At 52.1% G+C, this 15,903-nt stretch carries 16 protein-coding genes and 1 pseudogene; 12 read left to right on the forward strand and 5 right to left on the reverse strand.

What is annotated here, in order from left to right; genetic code table 11:
* Window positions 1-4: 4 nt before the first annotated feature.
* Complete coding sequence (gene umuC / locus AC6I8E_RS21490) at window positions 5-1,267, reverse strand: translesion error-prone DNA polymerase V subunit UmuC (protein WP_312215962.1); 1,263 nt, start codon at window positions 1,265-1,267, stop codon at window positions 5-7.
* 2 nt (window positions 1,268-1,269) lie between these two features.
* Window positions 1,270-1,407 (reverse strand): annotated as a pseudogene (locus AC6I8E_RS21495) (peptidase); the annotation flags it as partial.
* A gap of 22 nt (window positions 1,408-1,429) precedes the next feature.
* Between AC6I8E_RS21495 and AC6I8E_RS21500 the strand changes: the two are divergent.
* From AC6I8E_RS21500 to AC6I8E_RS21515, 4 genes are all read left to right on the forward strand, one after another.
* The gene (locus AC6I8E_RS21500; RefSeq protein WP_312216303.1) at window positions 1,430-1,732 is read left to right on the forward strand and encodes a beta-xylosidase family glycoside hydrolase; all 303 of its coding nucleotides are present in this window, start codon (window positions 1,430-1,432) and stop codon (window positions 1,730-1,732) included.
* Window positions 1,733-2,134: 402 nt separating this feature from the next.
* Window positions 2,135-2,464, forward strand: coding sequence for a GNAT family N-acetyltransferase (locus AC6I8E_RS21505; protein WP_497824910.1), 330 nt, complete (start codon window positions 2,135-2,137; stop codon window positions 2,462-2,464).
* 375 nt (window positions 2,465-2,839) lie between these two features.
* Window positions 2,840-3,085, forward strand: coding sequence for a hypothetical protein (locus tag AC6I8E_RS21510; protein WP_312215965.1), 246 nt, complete (start codon window positions 2,840-2,842; stop codon window positions 3,083-3,085).
* A gap of 31 nt (window positions 3,086-3,116) precedes the next feature.
* On the forward strand, window positions 3,117-3,629 hold the full coding sequence (locus tag AC6I8E_RS21515; protein WP_147788973.1) for a GrpB family protein: 513 nt from the start codon (window positions 3,117-3,119) through the stop codon (window positions 3,627-3,629).
* Window positions 3,630-3,821: 192 nt separating this feature from the next.
* On the opposite strand, the gene AC6I8E_RS21520 is transcribed toward AC6I8E_RS21515, so the two are convergent.
* Window positions 3,822-4,247 carry a VOC family protein gene (locus AC6I8E_RS21520; RefSeq protein ID WP_095707993.1) on the reverse strand — a complete coding sequence of 142 codons (426 nt, stop codon included), beginning with the start codon at window positions 4,245-4,247 and terminating at the stop codon, window positions 3,822-3,824.
* Window positions 4,248-4,699: 452 nt separating this feature from the next.
* On the opposite strand from AC6I8E_RS21520, the gene AC6I8E_RS21525 reads away from it, so the two are divergent.
* The 3 genes from AC6I8E_RS21525 (at window position 4,700) to AC6I8E_RS21535 (ending at window position 7,268) form a co-directional block, all read left to right on the forward strand.
* Window positions 4,700-5,314 carry a protein phosphatase CheZ gene (locus tag AC6I8E_RS21525; RefSeq protein ID WP_312215968.1) on the forward strand — a complete coding sequence of 205 codons (615 nt, stop codon included), beginning with the start codon at window positions 4,700-4,702 and terminating at the stop codon, window positions 5,312-5,314.
* A gap of 440 nt (window positions 5,315-5,754) precedes the next feature.
* Window positions 5,755-6,456 carry a glutathione S-transferase family protein gene (locus tag AC6I8E_RS21530; RefSeq protein WP_312215970.1) on the forward strand — a complete coding sequence of 234 codons (702 nt, stop codon included), beginning with the start codon at window positions 5,755-5,757 and terminating at the stop codon, window positions 6,454-6,456.
* A gap of 248 nt (window positions 6,457-6,704) precedes the next feature.
* Window positions 6,705-7,268: a TetR/AcrR family transcriptional regulator gene (locus AC6I8E_RS21535; protein ID WP_312215972.1), complete on the forward strand. Its 564-nt coding sequence runs from the start codon at window positions 6,705-6,707 to the stop codon at window positions 7,266-7,268.
* Window positions 7,269-7,467: 199 nt separating this feature from the next.
* Here AC6I8E_RS21535 and AC6I8E_RS21540 read toward each other — a convergent pair whose 3' ends face one another.
* Complete coding sequence (locus AC6I8E_RS21540) at window positions 7,468-8,826, reverse strand: esterase-like activity of phytase family protein (RefSeq protein WP_312215974.1); 1,359 nt, start codon at window positions 8,824-8,826, stop codon at window positions 7,468-7,470.
* Between the two features lie 381 nt (window positions 8,827-9,207).
* On the opposite strand from AC6I8E_RS21540, the gene AC6I8E_RS21545 reads away from it, so the two are divergent.
* The 5 genes from AC6I8E_RS21545 to AC6I8E_RS21565 all read left to right on the forward strand — a co-directional run bounded on the left by AC6I8E_RS21545 (window position 9,208) and on the right by AC6I8E_RS21565 (window position 15,304).
* The gene (locus tag AC6I8E_RS21545; RefSeq protein ID WP_497824818.1) at window positions 9,208-11,418 is read left to right on the forward strand and encodes a DUF4401 domain-containing protein; all 2,211 of its coding nucleotides are present in this window, start codon (window positions 9,208-9,210) and stop codon (window positions 11,416-11,418) included.
* Complete coding sequence (locus AC6I8E_RS21550; RefSeq protein WP_013196020.1) at window positions 11,411-11,941, forward strand: GDYXXLXY domain-containing protein; 531 nt, start codon at window positions 11,411-11,413, stop codon at window positions 11,939-11,941. The genes AC6I8E_RS21545 and AC6I8E_RS21550 overlap by 8 nt, the downstream gene beginning before the upstream one ends.
* A 192-nt stretch (window positions 11,942-12,133) precedes the next feature.
* Window positions 12,134-12,820 (forward strand): hypothetical protein, encoded by a 687-nt coding sequence (locus tag AC6I8E_RS21555; RefSeq protein WP_313677464.1) that lies wholly within the window; start codon window positions 12,134-12,136, stop codon window positions 12,818-12,820.
* A 364-nt stretch (window positions 12,821-13,184) separates the two neighbouring features.
* Window positions 13,185-13,802, forward strand: coding sequence for a dTMP kinase (locus tag AC6I8E_RS21560; protein WP_013196017.1), 618 nt, complete (start codon window positions 13,185-13,187; stop codon window positions 13,800-13,802).
* Between the two features lie 188 nt (window positions 13,803-13,990).
* Window positions 13,991-15,304 (forward strand): NAD(P)/FAD-dependent oxidoreductase, encoded by a 1,314-nt coding sequence (locus AC6I8E_RS21565; RefSeq protein WP_497824819.1) that lies wholly within the window; start codon window positions 13,991-13,993, stop codon window positions 15,302-15,304.
* 105 nt (window positions 15,305-15,409) lie between these two features.
* On the opposite strand, the gene AC6I8E_RS21570 is transcribed toward AC6I8E_RS21565, so the two are convergent.
* Window positions 15,410-15,715, reverse strand: coding sequence for a hypothetical protein (locus tag AC6I8E_RS21570; RefSeq protein ID WP_371265376.1), 306 nt, complete (start codon window positions 15,713-15,715; stop codon window positions 15,410-15,412).
* Window positions 15,716-15,903 lie beyond the last annotated feature (188 nt).

The raw sequence follows: 15,903 nt of genomic DNA on the forward strand, positions 1-15,903 counted from the left end.
TGAGTTACTTTATTTTTGGGATATCTTTTAATCTCGTTGTGTAGCGAGGTGACAGCATTTCACGTTTCATCTGCCATGAACTGTCGCGATCACCCTGACTCGCGAAAAAGACTTTTCCTTTCCCGGATCGATTAATACCGTCCAGTGCTGCCATTAGCGCGTCTGCGTTCGCTCGCGGCTGCTGCTCACTGAACATGTCAAACTGCGCAACACCTGACTGATAAAAATCTCCCAGCATGACGCCAGCTTTCGCATACCGGTAACCCTCCTGCCAGATGGTGCTGAGGCCGCTTAGTGCTGACTCAATGATGTCGCGGGTATCGTTCGTCGGATAATCACAGATGCGAGAGGCGGTATTCGAATATTGCGGTTCATCACCGTGACGAGCGGTGGCGATGGAAACACTGATATGTCGGCAGCGCGAATTCTGCTCCCTGAGTTTTTCCGCCGCACGTGTGGCATACAGCACGATTGCCTGCTGCATGTCTTCCAGTTTTATGACTCTTTCGCCAAAAGATCGCGAGTTTAAAATGTGCTGCTTTGGTGGCGGGGCATCTTCCAGTGCAATGCAGGACTCACCATTAAGTTCGCGAGTAGTGCGCTCAACAATAACGTCAAAGTTTTTCCGTATCATGCTGATGTTGCTGTCAGCCAGCTGCAGAGCCGTTGTGATCCCCAGCTGGTGCATGCGTTTGGTAATGCGCGGGCCAATCCCCCAGATATCACCGACGTCGGTCAGGTGCAGTAGTTTTCGCTGCCGGATTCTGCTGGACAAATCCACGACGCCCCCGGTCTGCGTCCACTTCTTTGCCGCATGGTTGGCCAGTTTGGCCAGTGTCTTCGTTGGTCCGAACCCTACGCCAATAATCAGCCCGGTTTCACGCCGGATGCGCTCGCGCATCTGCTGCCCGAATGCCTCAAACGGGATGAGGTTATCAATCCCGGTAACGTCCAGGAACGACTCATCGATGGAATAGACTTCCTGTCCCGCGGCCATCTCACCCAGTATGGCCATCATGCGCGCTGACATGTCGCCGTACAGTTCATAATTGGAGCTGAACACATGCACACCATTCTGCCGGAAATAAAGCTCGTTCTGGAACAGCGGAGCAGCCATTTTGACGCCTAAACGCTTTGCTTCTGCCGATCGCGCGATAACGCAGCCGTCATTGTTCGACACAACCACAATCGGTTTGCCGCGAAGGTCGGGCCTGAATATGGTTTCACATGAGGCGTAAAAGTTGTTGGCATCGGCCAGCGCAAACATTACTAACCTCCTGCAGGTCCGTTAAATCCAACTCCGGCTACATCGGTGCGGGCATAGGCAACCACACCCCACACCGGGAGCGTCTGGCTCACGTCAAGCAGCGTTACAGTCTCGTCCGTATCCAGCGCCTGATGGGCGGGTAAGCGGACGGTTAATCTGCTGATTAACGATCTCAACACTTTTTCACACCCTGCCGGTCCGGGCATCGACATTGAAAGTGACCAGCCTGTTTATCTTAGGGTTGATGTCAGGCTTGACGCCGCCTTTTTTTATTATTCTCTCGATGAACAGAACTGGCATAGCGTCGGAGATTATGTCGAGTACAGCAAGTTATCAGATGAATACTACAAAGAGAGAGGACATGAACGTTTTACCGGCACCTTTGTGGGGCTCTGCTGTCAGGATTTTACCGGCGAAAACGTACACGCTGATTTCGATTATTTTCTGTATGAGCCACTCAGCTGATGTACCCGCGAAATCCTTTAAGCCCGCGAGCAGCTGCATTAAAATAGTGTACTGATGCGGGTCTGAACAGATGCTCTCAGGCGGGCACATAAAAAGGTACATCGGGCATCCTCACAAAGCCCTTAATTCGCGGCTACTAAAGTCCGCTTCTCGCTCTTAGCGGACATTAATGACGTGGTATTTATAAAAACATGGTGCAAAACTCTTGTTAAATTGAGCTATCTAGTGGAAGTGAAAATTTAAGACCGGAGAGAGCCTTAAGTGAAAGCATTTACGGTGCGTCGAATTAATGAGAGCGATCCAGAAGATTAAGGCTGGAAGCATTGCTCCTTCATCCGGACGCTTTTGGCGCGTCCTACGAAGACTGGAGCCAGAAGCCAGCACCATTCTTTGCTGAAAAAATTGCGAACCAATTATGTTTTCGGTGGATTTGACCTTCACAACACCATACAGGGCCTGATTGGTTTGAGCTTGAGTACCTCATCAAAGCTGAGTCATGTCGCTACTATCTGGGGAATGTATGTCCGTGCCGGGATGAGGGGCTCGGGACTATCATCAGGGCTAATGGAGGCTGCGCAGAAAGCTGCAAGCTCAGTAAGAACTATAAAGCTTTCCGTCGTCACAACGAATCATGCCGCGTATGCACTCTATCTGTCGTACGGTTTCACTAACTGGGCCACTGATACTGCTGCGCTTTACGCTAAGGGTATTTTCATGACGAATATCTTATGAGACGAGATTCGGAAAACGACTCATACATTCAATGAAATGACATCCTGTTTAGGTTTCCACTACTATGTTGCTTAACTTAACCTGGTGAGATTGATCTGCTTCCAGTTAATTCTCACACAATGCTTATAATCGTACCCGATGTTCGCTCTTTGCAGAGACTATGTACATCAGAAATTGCCTGCATCGGCAGTTAAGATGCAGGCGTACTGTTGTAGTCATTCAGACGTCCGCCATGATCATTTGAGGATAAGCAGAATGCTCCTGGAAAAGCTCAGATTACTTGAGTGCAGCCTTCATGGTGACAGGCGAAACGATTGGGAGTGGCTTGAGCTGATTCTTCATCCTGCGTTCCGGGAAATCACCCGATCAGGTGTAATGGTCAACCGATCAGAGACCATTACGGCGCTGCTGAGTGAGAAGGATGAACCCTTTATTCTCAGCAGCGATTTCCGGCTCACGGAGATGGGCTGCGGTAGCGCGCTGCTTCACTATCGGACGTTTTGCGCTGATGGCACCCATCCTTCATTACGTTCCTCTTACTGGATTTGTTCAGATGAAGGCCAGTGGATGCTGTTTTTTCACCAGGGAACGCCAGCGGCAGGCACAGAGGTTCACGGGTGAGCTGCATACTCAGGGCTGAGGAGATGTGTTTATGCGGACGGTTATAGTTGTGCCATACGATGATAAATGGCCTGAGATGTTTGAAACGGAAAGGTTACTGATAAAGACACTGCTCGGTGGTGTGGCTAAAGATATCCATCACATTGGCAGCACATCCGTGACTGGTCTCTCAGCAAAACCCATTATCGACATATTGCTGGAAGTCTCCGACATCCATGAACTGGATAGATACAATAGTGCAATGGCCCACGCCGGTTATGTTATCCGCGGTGAGAATGGGATGTCAGGGCGCAGATATTTCATTAAGGGTGGCGAACAGCGAAGTCATCAGGTGCATGCATTTGCTAGTGGCGATATGCAGGTACCCAGACATCTTGTTTTCCGCGATTACTTACGAAAAAACACTCACATCGCAGGGATGTATGCTGAGCTGAAACACTCGGCAGCACGACTCAGCAGGAACGATGCTCATCGCTACAGCGCGCTCAAAGCAAACTTTATAGCACATCATTTACGTCTGGCCCAGGCTGAGTCAGAACGATAAGGAATGAGTTCATTGCAGGATGTCATGTCCCCTTTTATCCTTCAGCAGACTTCACCCTGCTGGTATCTCCGCTTTATGCCGGAATCGCACTGCGCCAGCCGTGAACTTAATTGAGATTTTTCGCCGTAAATGCTGGAGTTCACGGCTGAGTTGTCATCGCTGAAAATCGTGAAATTTTATTAAATGGGGTAACTATTCTTCGACTGTGTAGTTATCCGCTTCAGGAGAATAACCCCGACAAACGCATGCCAGCTTATGCCCGTCAGGATCGCGCAGATAGGCAACATAAAAGTCGGGGCCGTATAAGGTTCGTGTGCCTGGAGCGCCTTCATTCTCTCCACCCGCAAGAAGGCCGGCTGCATGAAAGCGTCTGACAAGCTCCGCGTTATCTGCACTGAATGCGAACATGGTTCCGTTTCCAGCCGTCGCGGTATGTCCATCAAAGGGAGGGCAAATACAAAAGCTGAACCCCTTATCCGGATTATTGTCATCTCCCCACATTGCCCAGCCCTCTGTCCAGGCTGGCTGTCGCGAATAGCCGAGGACGTTAAAAATAGCGTCATAAAAGTCCTCGGATCGCTGAAGGTCATTTGTACCCATCGTGATATACGTCAGCATTTGATTACAACCTCTCGCCGTTTGTCTCAACAGATACTATACCGTTCACAGCAGCAATGAATATTTACCTGACACGCCACTTTCCGCTTTAAATCAGAGCACCGGCTATCAAAAGCACCTTATTAATGGCGGCAGCTGGCATGCCCCCTGTTGTTCAATAAGTGACTTTGCTGACGGTAACGTTCTCTGCTGTAGAACCACAACTGAAGTCCGCTTCCCGATCAAAACAAACGTAACCGCTGGCATCATGCTCCAGGCATATCAGCCCGCGGTGTGAACACAGATATTCAGCCACATTTTCCCTTTCCAGACCTGACAACATCCGCGCCGAGGCGTCTTCTTAACATTCTGATACGTCTGTTCTGAGGGAAAAATCACAGGAAATTTAATAAACCGCCGGACGCTGCCGATAACCTCAGGTATCGAAACTTCGTACGCAGGAAACAGCATCCATGTCACCATTCGACACCCATAGTAAGCAGCAGGAAATTACCGAGATTACGGCACGTGCTGGCTACATCCTGCGGCAGCTTCGCGACAGTCTGCAACAGCTGGGCCTTGATAAAACCATTGCCGATGTGGCGGGAAGTATCCCGAACGCCCGTGAAAGGCTGGGTTATGTGGTCACAATGACCCGTGAAGCCGCAGAGGGCGTCATCAACAGCGTAGAGATCACACAGCCTCTGCAAACTGAACTGGGCGAAAAAGCGGAGGAGCTCACACAACGCTGGGATGCCGCTTCCGGGAATCCGTCGGACAAAGAACAGGCTCAGGCACTAGCTGTGGATACCGCGGCCTTGCTGGATGAGGTTCCTCGTATCACGGGTCTGACACAACAGCAGTTGCACGCAATTATGATGTCACAGGGCTTCCAGGATCTCACCGGACAGATAGTTCAGGCGATGATGGCCGTGCTGAATCAGGCTGAGCAGCAGCTGATACAGGTTATCCGTGATAACACCGGCTCACATGGCACGGCCAGTGCGCCGTCTAAACCCGCCTCCCCATCAGAAACCCCTGCCAGTCAGGATGATGTAGACGACCTGCTGGCCAGTCTGGGAATGTAAACCGAATGAAAGAAACCCGGATAGCACTGACAATAAATATCAGGGTAATCCGGCGTTCTTACTGAAAACAGATGTGTTATTAAGCGTCCGCTCGTAGCGCCCGCCTGTTTTCGTAACCCGTTAAGATGCCGATACCCGTCGGCTACATGGGTACACCTGACTGCGACCACCTCACCCCATGACCTTCGCGGAATAGCACTGCACCTGAATACCTGTTTGCATCGCTCCACGCACGTCATCTGCATTCGTTCAACCCTCCTGCGTCATCCTCTTCCCACCTTCAGCTCAGCCTGCGTTGAGATGTCACACCGACCAGATGTACTGCCAGAATATTTACCTAACAAATGTTAGGTAGGCATTGACGTGGGTCGATCTTGCAGCTAAGGTTTATCTACCTAACGATTGTTAGGCAACTCAGCCACCAACCCACAGGATCGACCATGACCGCTAAACTTCAGCTTTTCACCTCGCCTTCGGCCTTTCCGAACCCACAGCGCCTGCGTCTGTTCATGCATGAAAAGGGCATCGCTGATCAGTTTGCCGAGACCATCTATGACATGTCTCCTGGAGGAGAACAGCGTGGCTGGCGTCATTTGAATATGAACCCGTGGGGCGAGACGCCTACCCTTCAACTGGCTGACGGTAGTTATATTTCCGAAACGGCTGCTATCGTTCGTTATCTTGATCAGGAATATCCGGGGCGCAGGATTATGGGGGAGACCGCGCTGGAACAGGGTCTGGATAATATGTGGGATAACCGGGTGTGGGTGCATATCCTGTACCGCATCGTTACCGCATTCCACGTGTTGCACACCGGGCTCGGCTTCAAGTTGGAACTGACCAAAAATGAGGCCTGGGGCGAACACTGTCGTAAGGAAGCGTTGTCTCATGCCGCTCTGGTCAATAGTCATCTGTCAGACGGTCGCGAATGGCTGCTCGGCGGCAATGCTCCTACCTTCTCAGACATTACGCTGGCAACCGCGATCGCTTTCTCGAAATTCCCGGTCAATGCCACCCCACTGGACGAGCGTTTTGAGTTCTTAGATGCGTACTGGCAGCGCTGGACTAAACGTCCCGCTTTCCAGGCAGCCTACGCCGATGGCAATAGCGGCATTCCTGAGCTGGATTCGCCAGCCCGGTAATCCGCTCTTACTGGAAATGCTGGTACACCGGGATCGTTATCTGCTGACTTTCCCGGTGAGCATGGTTTTCCGGAAAGCGTCGGCTGTCGATGTCGCTTGCTGAATCCTGATGGAGCGACATCTGCCTGAGCATCCTGGACGCATTGAACTCACTGCGCTTACTGACAATCTGCCTGTCACCCGGTAAGCGTTTGCTGTAAATTAGCGTTCCCAGTTTAAGAGATTATCCCAATACCAAAGGCATCAAGATGAGCGTCAACGCCAGGGAAGCCATTTTGTTGGCGGCCAAAAAAATTGCCCAGTCCCAGGGTTACAATGGTCTGAATTTCCGCGACCTCGCCCAGGAAGTGGGTATTAAAGCGGCGAGTATTTATTACCATTTTCCAGGTAAGGCCGCTCTGGGCACTGCGGTTGCCAGACGATACTGGGAGGACGGTGCGCTCGCGCTGGAAACAATCGAATCAGAAAGTCCCTATCCGATTGATGCCCTGCATCGCTTTCCTGAAATATTCCGAAGATCGCTGGAGGCCGACAATCGTCTCTGCCTGGGCAGTTTTATGGGTGCGGAAAAAGATACCTTACCCCCTGAGATGAGCGAAGAGATTCAGAAGTTCGCTGATGTCAACATTGCATGGCTGAACAGGCTTCTGGTGGCGGCAAAGGTGTGCGAATCAGAGGAGAGTGAATCCAGAGCACGTGCAATTTTCACAGCCATTGCCGGTGCCCAGCTTATTGCCAGAAGTCGCTCCGATATCTCGCTTTTCGATTCACTGGTGGATTCATATCGCGCCTTCGGACCTCTGCCGGCATAGCCGCTGTCAGCAACTCACTTCAGCTAACATCCAGCTTGCTACATGCGCACCAATGCGAAGCGGCGCCCGGTAGCGCCTGTACTTTTCCACTCAGGATTCTCGCCTTTGGCTCAATGCGCGACCGGCAAGAGCAAATGTATTACGCCGTGTCGCATCATCACCTGCGCTGAAGGGGTGAAGCTTCGGATCAGGAAAGCATTTATTTCAGCGATTCCGCCAGTGTGATAATCCACAATTCACTGTCTGACTCCGGTTTCTTCAGCAGCTTCAGCCCGATGGTCGTGGCAACCGGCTTGTCATCCACCGTAAGCGCCCCCTGCTCCGTCACCCGATAATCCTTACGCTTCTTACCTTCAACCGGATTCTGCATCACCGCTTTCACGCCAAAGTCATTGTCATTAGTGACCGCGAGCGTTTTATTGTCGATCAGCGCCAGCCCTTCGGCTTTCTCCTGCTGCCAGCCCAGCTGACGTAAATCAACCACCAGCTTTTTAGCGGCGAACTTTATGCCGCGTTTCAGCAGCGTTTTCTCGTCGTCAGACTCGGGAAATTCACCTGGCTTATCATATGCTGAAAGCTCGGTAGCGGGGCTGAGATCCACCTTATAAACAAGGTTGCGCATCGCATCGTTTTTATCGGTGCCCTGTTCGATTAGCAGGATATGCTGATTGTCGATCGCCACGATATCGCCAATTTTTGCGTCACTGTTTTTACTGTAAGCCTCACTGTCGATCGGATATCCATACATTGCGGTTTTCCCGGTCACAGGATCGAAACTCAGCAGGCGGGTAAAGCGCGCCTTCTTTTTACTTTTACCGTCGATATCCAGCGTGCTCTGCACCGCGGCGATGATACGCCCATCGGGCATGCGGGTGATCCCCTCAAAGCCACGATTTGGCTGACGCCATTTGAGTATGTTCGGCAGACCGCCCGCAATGGACTTCTCCCCTTCGGCGGCCTGCGGCCCGTGAATCGCCAGGATTTTACCGCGCTCATCAACGTTAATCAGGAACGGGCCATACTCATCGCACAGCCAGTATCCGCCCTTGCCATCCGGCGTGATGCCTTCCGTATCCAGACCACGGTTATCCCCCTGCAGCGCTTTCAGCGTATCGCTTAGCGCGACCTCATTGGTTGATCCGATGACGCCATCCTGTAACGGCAATCCGTTAACGTTGCCCTTATCGTCATGCAGCGGTCGGGCATCTGTGGCCTCAGCTTTGCCGTTCTGCACCCGAATATTCATCAGCAGCGGGGCGAAGTCCGGCGTGACGAAAATTTTTGCCTCTTTCTTTCCCACATCAGGCGAGTCGGCATTGGGTCCGCGATCGGTGACGGTAACAAAGGTCAGCGCATCCCCCTGCTTACCGGTAAACAGCAAACCGGAACCGATACCCACCGGCAAACCCTGAGGAAATGCGCTGGCGAACGTACCGTTGTAGCTCACGCGCGTTCCTTCGGGGAAACTGACGATGTAGCGTTCGACCTTTGGCTGTGCCGCTAATGTTGATAAAGAGAGTGCGCAACCGATAACCAGAGAAATCGCTTTTATTTTCATATTTTTATATCCGTTAAGGAAAGACACGAGCCTAGAGAATAAAAATGACAGAAAAATGAAATCACCGGGAAACACTGGCGGTTAACAGAGTGATTATTGTCCCGTTAATTAAGAGAGATGAAACTGTCTGTTCAGACAAAATGGTCCGTGTCAGGACATCAGTAAACGGAGGTACTTCTGGTTAACGATGCTCACGATCATAACAATGCGACAGATCGCGCAGCGTTCACTCCCCGCCTTTGATTTACGCTGTTATATCCCGGAAAAGATGTTTACATTTGTTCAACAAAATTATCTGCCGCTCATCAAAGCGCCATCACAGGGAAGAACCGTGGTTAACGTCATCATTAAAGTCATACCGCAAACAGAGGCAGGGAAAATATGAGGGAGATTACGGCCGATAAGATAACCGGGATGCCATCACGAACGGCAGCATATCTTTGCCGTCAAATCGGGCATCTGGTCAAAACAGGAAGCCTGAGCCCGGAGACCTGCCAGCGCATCTTTGCTTTCTGTGGTATCAGACCCTCAGATGCGCAGTGGCGTCAGTTTCTTATCCCGGTACTTTGCTTTCTGGGATTACTGTCACTGGTTGCCGGGTCGGTGTTTTTTATTGCCTGGAACTGGGCCTGGATGCCGAAGATGGCGAAATTTGCCCTGGCCGAACTGCTGATCGTCGCGCTGGCGGTAGTGGTCTGGTGGCGCTGGTACAGCACGCTGGCACGCAGCGCATTGCTGGCAGCAGGATTAAGTTTCGGTGCCCTGTTTGCGCTTTACGGGCAGATTTATCAGACGGGTGCGGATAGCTGGGAGCTCTTCCGGGCCTGGTTATGCGTTCTTCTGCCGCTGGCGCTGATTGCCCGGCAAAACAGCCTGTGGTTTTGCAGCTGGCTGGTCGCTAACCTGGCGTTCCAGCTCTATTACACCACCACGTTGCCCACGTCACTGCTGGACCTTGCCGTGTCTGACAGCTTCTTCTGGCTCCCGACGACAGTGCTGCACGGCTATCTGGCGCTGCTGGCAGCCTGCCTGATTATCAGGGAAGTTCTGGCCTGGCGGGCAATAACGCATCACCCTGAGAGCTGGCTGGCAAGCCGCTGGTTCTCACGCGTCATGGCCGGATTTTTACTGCTGTTGCTGACCACCATCGTGGCCGGGAATATCTCTGACGGGCACGGCGCTAACCACTTTACGTTTGTCACGGGCGGCTGGGTGGTTACCCTGCTGGCAGGCTATTACCTGTACCGTTATCGCCATGTGGATCTCTGCATGCTGACGCTGGGCATCGCCAGCCTGACGGTTGTGGGCTGCGCGCTGATCATGCAGTTATTCCTGGTGGCCTATGTTACGGCTGACCTGTATCTGACCGGCGTCCTGATGATTTTCTGGGTAGCGGCAAATGGTTCGATCCTGCTGAAGTGGCAGCGCAAACTGGCTGAAAAGGGGCCGTTCGATCTGGCTCCGGCCAGGCTGACCTTACTGACAGACGCCTTTCGTCAGCAGGGCCTGCTGAGCGACGCACAGATCAGGGAGATTAAGCAACGTGGTCACGCGTCGGACCTGCCCTGGTATCTGAGGCTGGCGCTGAGCGTCGGAGGCTGGGTCGCCGCGATCATTACTCTGTTACTGATGGCGCTGGTGCTCTATTCCACCGACCTGCTCGATGACCAGAATGCTGTCACCCTTATCCTGCCTTCACTGGTCCTCGCCGTGATTGCCCGCGGCCTGTTACGCAGCGATCGTGACGGTAAGTATCACCTCGGGCTGGCATGGGCTATTGCGGCGACGTGCGGTCTGGTTTTCGGCGTTGTGTTACAAATCCAGAGCAATGACGTCAGCTTTATGATGCTGAGCTCACTGTGCGCATTACCGATTCTTACAGCGATGGCGGTGGCGATGCCTGACCGCACTTACCGCTTTATGGCCATCACTGCCCTGACTTTTTTTCTGGTGCTGGCAGGCTATTTACTTTCCCTGCACTACCTGTCGCCAACGGCAGGCCGCGTTGCTGTTTCCCTGCTGGTGGGAGCGGTGATGTTTTTGTGGCTGTGGATTGTCAGCCATCAGCTGGAATTACTGGCAGGATCCTATGCTGAAGCCGTACATCCGCTGCTGTATGGCATCCCGACGGGTCTGATGCTGCTGAGTTTCCCCGGAATAAACGCGGCGGTTCTCATGGATTTCTTCTGGTCTTCTGCACAGTTTTCTATGCTTCAGTCTGCGACAGGCACCGGTATTGCGGCAGGTGTAGTGCTGAGTGCGCTCAGTCAGAAAAGAAGCGGTCAGCCGCTGTTTTCGATAATCACGCTGCCCGCCACCCTTATCTGCGGGGCTGCCGCCCTTTATGCCCCAGGTATCGGGCTGGGCTTATGGTTAATTCTGATGGCGCGTTATCTGGGAAGTCCGGGATTGCTGGTGGTCAGTGGCGGGTTCCTGGTGCTCTATGTCATTGGCTGGTATTACTTCCTGGAAGTGCTACTGCTGCATAAAGCGCTGTTACTGCTGGCTGGCGGTCTGGTTTTGCTGGGGCTGGCGTGGGGCGTCACAAAAGTGTTACCCGCACAAATCGGAGGTGCGAGTGAGAATGCGTAATAAGAGCCGATGGCTGGCAGGCGCAGTGATAGCGCTGGCGCTGGTGACCGTTAATATCAGCATCTGGCAAAAAGAGCAGTTGCTTAAACAGGGCGCGATCATGATTTTACCCCTTGCGCCAGTTGACCCGCGATCCCTGATGCAGGGTGATTACATGGCCCTGAATTATGCCCTCACCCGATCGCTGGAGCAGACACTGTATCAACAGGCGGTGGCCTGCGGCGCGACCCGGTCATCGCCATGCCTGCCCACCAGCAGGACCTTGATTGTGGATCTCGATGCGCAGCGTCATGCAACTCAGGCCCGGTTTGATCAGGGTGAGCCGCTACAGACGAATCAGCTACGGGTGAAATACCATCAACACTCCGGATCGCTGACCGTCGGCACCAACGCTTATTTCTTTCAGGAAGGTCATGGCGAGCGTTTCGCGCAGGCACGCTACGGGGCATTCCGCGTGGGGAACGATGGCACAGCTCTTCTGACAGATCTGCTTAATGAGCAGGGAAAGGTGATTCAGCCTTAGCTATGCAAGACGCAAGCTGATGTCCACAGATCAGACTGACAGCCGGACTAAATATTCTTACTGAAAGGATTTCTGTAGCAGCGCATCACGATGCCTTCGCAGGTCTGCGGCCATCGGATTAATCAGGTAGCCTGAAGCGTCAGTCAGAAATATCCTTAGCGACAAACAGATTTAAATGGCAAAAGGTCTGTTATGGAATCGATGAATCTGCACAACATTTACCGTTCTGCAAATGAGAATACCGTTGCGATGTGGAGGGAAAATGCAGGCATTGGCGATATCAGGCAAGGTAACTACTACGATCCGGTAAAACTCGCTCTCGCAGCAGGCATACAGCCGTCTGTGTCCTCAGATGTCTCACGTCTGCTGCGTGAACTGCAGCAACTTACCCAAGATGATCCGCTGGCCGATGTTCTGCCAGCAGACGGTTTTCATTTTACCTTCTTACCTCTGACCCTGCCGCTCTATCACGAAAACGCGCCGTTGCCCGAAAAAGTGGATCAGCTGACGGCTATCTGGACCGGATTTGAGGCGAAGAAAATCGTTATCAGGAATCTCCGGCTCGTTGCGTTGCCCGGTCAGTTGTTGCTCGCAGGGATCCCTGAAAGTCCTGCTGTAACCATGCGCCAGTCATTCTGCGAAAAGGTGCTCAACTCTGACTGGAAAAATGAGCTGATGATGCGTCATTCGGGCAGCCTATTACCGCCCCCCTTCTGGCACAGCACCCTGCTGCGTTACAACGCGGCTTTTTTACCCGCAACCTTACGTCACTATTTTCTGGAACGTCAGGCCGTTAATTTTGGGGAGGTCGCCGGAGAGCTGACGCTGGCAAAGATCAACTACAACTGGACAAAATGTTACCCATTACGGGTTAACTGATGCGATGTGATTCCCTGTCAGAAACGATTTTTGGCCTGCATCTGTGTGAGCTTACTTATAGCCGCATAGGTTCAGGTCCGTTTTTCTCTCAAACCCTCCGTCAGCAGGCTAAATCAGGATCTTTTCGTTTACCTGGCTGTTCCCGTAAACTACAGGACGCAGGTTTTAATTCATGAACACGCAAAGAGGATGATAAAGCCTGCCAGGCAGAGCCGTTACATTCTTGTCTGTGAATACTCCTCGATTTTGTTCTCGCAACCAGGGCCGACGGCTCAGGAAAATACCCGCTTATCACACCAGGAAATAACATGCTTTTAGCGAATGTACCTTTTACTGAAATCCTGACTCAATCGTCATTCCGGGCATGAGTCGTCAGCTGTTTGTTTCTCTGGATGGCCCCAAGGGAGCCGGTAAAACCACGCTTCTGGAGGCCATTACGCAAGTGCTGAGGGCAGATAATATGAAAGTGATCCGACTCAGCGAAAAAAAGAGCGATCCTTTCAGGGCGGAATCCATGGCACTGGTTAACCGGCTCGCCAGAGATCCCTCGGCAGATCTGGAATGGGAAATCTGTCAGCGCTTTGCTGTCAGCCGCGCCTGGATTTCACAGAACGTACTGGCTAAACAGCCACAGGACAGCGTTATCCTGATGGATCGCTGGTATCCATCGGATGCCGCGTTTCGCCGGATGGTTTCTTTTACAGAGATTCTGCAGCTAAACCGTGCGCACAACGTCCGCGCGCCAGATCTGCATGTCGGAGTGGTCACTGCGCCCGAGGTATCCTGGGAAAGAGCCGCAGCACGATCGCGTGGCCTGGGAAGTACGGTAATTCACCGCCTTGAAGAACATATCGCCTGCACCCGCGCGTTTGAGCAGGAAGTTGCTGATAAAGGCTGGTTTTTATGCCGCAATGAAGGGAGCATTGAAGAGGCAACGATGCAGGTGGTGGCTGAAATTAACAGCGTGCTTTATCGGTCCTGAAGAATAGAAAACATATAACTCTGTGGGCGCGTAATCCTCTTTCCTCCGCAAATCCGCGCGCATTGGGTTGTACAGAAAAAACCCTTTATTTTACTTGTCTGAAATCAAGATTAGTCAGATTACCGCTGGCACAGGCATACCGCTTTCCCCTATAAAATTGCTTTATTTTTCATATAAGGCACAGGGAATTGCGCTACGCATCAATACCATTCAATCATAACCAACCGGGCTGGCCTGCGGGTGAGCACAGTTTTTCGCCACAGCCAGCGTTGCAGGGCGATATCACTGCAGACTGGGTCATCGTCGGGGCAGGATTTGCAGGTGTCGCCTTTGCGCGCCGTCTCGCGGAAATCAATCCCAACCTGAAAATCATCATCGTCGAAGCTCATAGCACACAGCAAAGCGCATCGGCACGTAATTCCGGCTTCGTTATCGGCCTGCCGCATAATATTGGCAGTTCAACTGCCGAATTAAAGAAGGCAAACGCATACCGGAATTTGCTTCAGGAAGGCATTCGTCAGCTGGAGCAGGTTATTTCTCAGCATCATCTTAAGTGCGACTGGGAACGGGTCGGCAAATATCACTGTCAGGCTGAACCTGGTAATGACGCTATTTTAAAGGAGTATGCCAGCCATCTCGATCTGATGAACGAGCCGTGGCAGATGTCAGACAGCGAGGAGCTGTACCAGAAACTCGGTACGCGCTTTTACAGCAAAGGGATTTATACACCGGGCTGCGTGTTGGTTAATCCGGCGCAGCTGATTGCCGGCCTGAACGCGTGTTTACCTGAGAAGGTTCAGCGCTTCGATAACACACCCGTGCTGGGGATCCGTTACGGCAGCATGGCTGAAGTGCTTACACCATTTGGGGTGATCAAAACGCCAAAAGTGATGCTGGCTACCAATGCACTATCGCCGGAGCTGCGTCCGGGGCTTTCGCGTCAGGCTGCTATGGCTACCTTCGCCAGCATCACCGATCCGCTGATGGACGAACAACTGGCTACCCTGCCCCCGATGCAGAGCTGGGGACTCACGCCGGTTAATGCCATTGCCGGAGCGACCTTCCGTTTTACCTCAGATCGCCGTTTCCTGATTCGCCAGCATGTCATACCCGCGCTCAGGGGTCAGGTAAATGCGGCACGAACTTATGAGGCGGCCCGGCTGCATGAGCACTTATTTAAGAAAGTCTATCCGACGCTGGGCAGTGTGAAGATCACCCACACCTGGTCTGGCACCATCAGCGTCACGCGTAACGGCGCGCCGGAATGGGGTATGCTGAACAAGTTTCTCTGCACGGCAGGCGGCTGTAACGGCGCAGGCATTTCAAAGCAGACCGTGGCAGGCACGCTGCTGGCGGATTTCATGATGAAACAGGATAATCCGCATATTGCAGATATGCTGTCGCTGGGCAAAGCCAATGTCATGCCCCCCTCGCCAGCACTGGATATCGGCATTGCCCTGTCGCTGATGAAAGAGCGATATCTGGTCCGTAAGGAAGTTTGATTTTTATACAAACGGGCCTGAACAGACCGCTTATGAGGATATTTATTCAGGCCCGCCTTTTCGTTAAATTTAGTTCTTAATGATTTCGTTTCACTTCAAATCGGTTTATTGAATGGATAAATCATTTAGGACTTCCACGACACGTTTAACACGACGAATGTTGCCAATGCCTGTCCCAAGCCAGATATAGCCTTCGTCTGTATTACCTTCCAGCATGATATCCGCCTCTTTTAATTCACGGAACAATACTGGAATGATCGCGCTTTCGCCATAGCCGGTATAGACCACTACTCTGACGCCCTCTTCTTTTATCACCTGCAGAATAGGCGGCATCCAGATGTCGTTGTCGGACTGGGGGAAAAAGAATAAACAGGCACTGACGCTATTTTCTCTATAAATTCCGGTCCTCATTCAGAGCCATTGCAGCTGTCCAATCGTTAAGCAACGCGACCCTGTCAGGTTTGAAATCGCGTTTTCTTAAACGAACCGGCGTGATCGGCATCACAAATTAACTACATAAACCGCACAAAGTGTAGCAAAAAGTTCATTTTTACTTAACATTAACAGGAGTGAAAATGAGCCTATCGTCAATCCATCAG

The organism is Pantoea sp. X-Soil-YNGN-785, from assembly GCF_059730585.1.

Coding starts and splice junctions, on each gene's coding strand:
- umuC (WP_312215962.1), bottom strand. CDS start 1,267: ATGTTTGCGCTGGCCGATGCCAACAACTTTTACGCCTCATGTGAAACC.
- AC6I8E_RS21510 (WP_312215965.1), top strand. CDS start 2,840: ATGGTCAACCGATCAGAGACCATTACGGCGCTGCTGAGTGAGAAGGAT.
- AC6I8E_RS21515 (WP_147788973.1), top strand. CDS start 3,117: ATGCGGACGGTTATAGTTGTGCCATACGATGATAAATGGCCTGAGATG.
- AC6I8E_RS21520 (WP_095707993.1), bottom strand. CDS start 4,247: ATGCTGACGTATATCACGATGGGTACAAATGACCTTCAGCGATCCGAG.
- AC6I8E_RS21525 (WP_312215968.1), top strand. CDS start 4,700: ATGTCACCATTCGACACCCATAGTAAGCAGCAGGAAATTACCGAGATT.
- AC6I8E_RS21530 (WP_312215970.1), top strand. CDS start 5,755: ATGACCGCTAAACTTCAGCTTTTCACCTCGCCTTCGGCCTTTCCGAAC.
- AC6I8E_RS21535 (WP_312215972.1), top strand. CDS start 6,705: ATGAGCGTCAACGCCAGGGAAGCCATTTTGTTGGCGGCCAAAAAAATT.
- AC6I8E_RS21540 (WP_312215974.1), bottom strand. CDS start 8,826: ATGAAAATAAAAGCGATTTCTCTGGTTATCGGTTGCGCACTCTCTTTA.
- AC6I8E_RS21545 (WP_497824818.1), top strand. CDS start 9,208: ATGAGGGAGATTACGGCCGATAAGATAACCGGGATGCCATCACGAACG.
- AC6I8E_RS21550 (WP_013196020.1), top strand. CDS start 11,411: ATGCGTAATAAGAGCCGATGGCTGGCAGGCGCAGTGATAGCGCTGGCG.
- AC6I8E_RS21555 (WP_313677464.1), top strand. CDS start 12,134: ATGGAATCGATGAATCTGCACAACATTTACCGTTCTGCAAATGAGAAT.
- AC6I8E_RS21560 (WP_013196017.1), top strand. CDS start 13,185: ATGAGTCGTCAGCTGTTTGTTTCTCTGGATGGCCCCAAGGGAGCCGGT.
- AC6I8E_RS21570 (WP_371265376.1), bottom strand. CDS start 15,715: ATGAGGACCGGAATTTATAGAGAAAATAGCGTCAGTGCCTGTTTATTC.